This window comes from Caulobacter sp., assembly GCF_035254145.1.
Classification (GTDB): Bacteria; Pseudomonadota; Alphaproteobacteria; order Caulobacterales; family Caulobacteraceae; genus Caulobacter.
On sequence record NZ_DATFAV010000050.1, the window covers coordinates 1 to 2,298 of the forward strand.

3 protein-coding genes are annotated in these 2,298 nt (G+C 69.2%); 2 read left to right on the forward strand and 1 reads right to left on the reverse strand.

Annotated features, from left to right (window positions below; all coding sequences use genetic code 11):
- Both VJ655_RS02680 and VJ655_RS02685 read left to right on the forward strand, forming a co-directional pair.
- A partial coding sequence (locus VJ655_RS02680) for a leucyl aminopeptidase family protein (RefSeq protein WP_414646925.1) occupies positions 1–588 on the forward strand: 588 nt, incomplete at its 5' end.
- Entirely contained in the window at positions 585–1,424 is an 840-nt protein-coding gene (locus tag VJ655_RS02685; protein WP_324097978.1) for an NlpC/P60 family protein, read from the forward strand. The genes VJ655_RS02680 and VJ655_RS02685, both read left to right, overlap by 4 nt.
- Positions 1,425–1,469: 45 nt before the next feature.
- On the opposite strand, the gene VJ655_RS02690 is transcribed toward VJ655_RS02685, so the two are convergent.
- A partial coding sequence (locus VJ655_RS02690) for a hypothetical protein (RefSeq protein WP_324097980.1) occupies positions 1,470–2,298 on the reverse strand: 829 nt, incomplete at its 5' end.

Here is a 2,298-nt window from a genome sequence, read left to right on the forward strand (position 1 = left end):
CTGCCGGTGCGCCTGGTCATCCTGACCCCGGTGGTCGAGAACGCCATCGGCGGCGACGCCATGCGGCCCGGCGACGTTCTGCAGACCCGCGCCGGCCTGACCGTCGAAGTGGGCAACACCGACGCCGAGGGCCGCCTGATCTTGGCCGACGCCCTGACCCGCGCCGCCGAGCTGAAGCCGGCCCTGACCCTGGACTTCGCCACCCTGACCGGCGCGGCCCGCGTGGCCCTGGGACCGTTCGTCATCCCGTTCTGGACCGCCGACGACAAGCTGGCCGACCAGATCGAGGCCGCCTCGTGCGCGGTCGACGATCCCCTGTGGCGCCTGCCGTTGACGGAGACCTATCGCGACGCCCTCGACAGCGACATCGCCGACCTCAAGAACGATCCCGACGGCTGGGCCCAGGCGGGAGCGACCACGGCGGCGCTGTTCCTGCAAAGGTTCGCCCCCTCTGGCGACGACGTCGGCCCCTGGGCGCACTTCGACGTCTTCGCCTGGAATCCCAAGGGCCGGCCGGGCTATCCGGTCGGGGCCGAGGTCCAGGCCATCCGCGCCGCCTTCGCCATGATCAAGAGCCGCTTCGCATGAGCTTCGCCCACGACCCCCGCGTGACCCTCGCCCGGCCCGACCTGGCCGACCGTCGGCTGGAGGGGCTGGTCGCGGCCGAGCGCTACCAGGACAGCACGCCAATGACCTGCGCCGTCCCGGTCGCGGCCCTGCGCGCCGCCCCGTCGCCCGACGCCGAGCAGTGGGACCAGCTGCTGGCCGGCGAGCTCTTCCGCGTGCTCGAGGTCAAGGACGGCTTCGCCTGGGGCCAGGCGGCCCGCGACGGCTATGTGGGTTTCGTCGAGGCCGCCAGCCTGGCGCGGGCTGGGGATCCGCCGACCCACGCGGTCAGCGCGATCCGCACCTACGCCTTCAGCCGGCCCGACATCAAGGCGCGGCCGGAGGGGCTCTACAGCCTCAACGCCCTGGTCACGGTCGAGGCGCGCGAGGGCCGCTTCGCCAAGGGCGTCGGGACCGGCTGGTTCGTCGAGGACCATCTGTCGCCGATCGGTCGGGGCGAGGCCGACCATGTCGCCGTGGCCGAGCGCTTCCTGGGCGCGCCCTACCAGTGGGGCGGTCGCGAGAGCCTGGGCCTGGACTGCTCGGGGCTGCTCCAGCAGGCGCTCTATGCCTGCGTCCGCGCCTGCCCGCGCGACACCGACATGCAGCGCGATTTCTTCCCCGAGATCGCCGAGGTCGAACGCCGGCGCGGCGACCTGGTGTTCTGGAAGGGCCACGTGGCCATCCTGCTGGACCGCGACACCATCCTCCACGCCAACGCCCACCACATGGCGGTCGTGGTTGAGCCATTGAGCGAAGCGATCAGCCGGATCGAGGCGGCCGGCGTCGGTGGGCCGCTGGGGTACCGGCGGGTGTGAGCTGCGGCGGCCTTTCCGACGCAGCGGGGAACGGGTCCGTCGTGCCTATTGCAGGCCGTGCCAATAGCCTTCGGGCGGTTGCCCAACGAGCCATCCCGATCCGGTAAAGGTCGCGATCTGGTGGCCCAGCGTATTGGCGAATTGTTCTGCGTCCCTGGCCTCGGGCGAAGCGGCCCAGGCCTGATCTTGGGCGGCCCCGTTGAGGCCCGCCCCGGAGCCTGTCAGGAACGCGGCGCGATCCTGGTAGGCGATCTGATGTCCGGCCGGCAGGGCGTGGCCCAATTCGTGGTTCACCGCGTATTCGAGGCCGCCGGACCAAAGCTGACTACCGAGGTTCGCCGCCAGATCCCCCAACTCGATGGTGACGGTTGCATGTGCGTTGATGTCCGAGAAATTGGCGAAGGTCGTTTGTGCGCCACGCAGCGTCGTAACGCCGGCCACTTGAGCGGAAGCCGAGTCGTAGATGTTGAAGTCGATATTCTTGATAAGCGCCACCAAATCCGCGCCGCGATAGATGTTACCAAGGGAGTCTTGGAACGTCTTCGCCCCGTTCAGCGCGGCTTCGCGAATGTCGTTGAAGATGGTTTCGATTATCTCGTCCGCCATCGCCCGTTCCACGGGGTCATCGGGGTTGATGGCGACGTGGACATGGTCCCGAACGTAGGTGGCCGCAGCGACGTCGGCGGCGTTGAAGCGCGCGGCCTCGACCGTGCCTGCAGCGGTGGACCGGTATCCGATGATCTGCACGCCCGCTAAAGAGCCTTGTTGGAAAGGCGGGCTGTAGACGACCAGTGGGGTCACGGTGTCCGCCGGCGGCGCCTGGGGCGGGGGATCACGCGTTAGATTTGCGGACATGGATGAATACTCCGGCGAG

Excerpts from the sequence above, each read along its gene's own strand:
- VJ655_RS02685 (WP_324097978.1), top strand. The coding sequence starts at position 585 with ATGAGCTTCGCCCACGACCCCCGCGTGACCCTCGCCCGGCCCGACCTG.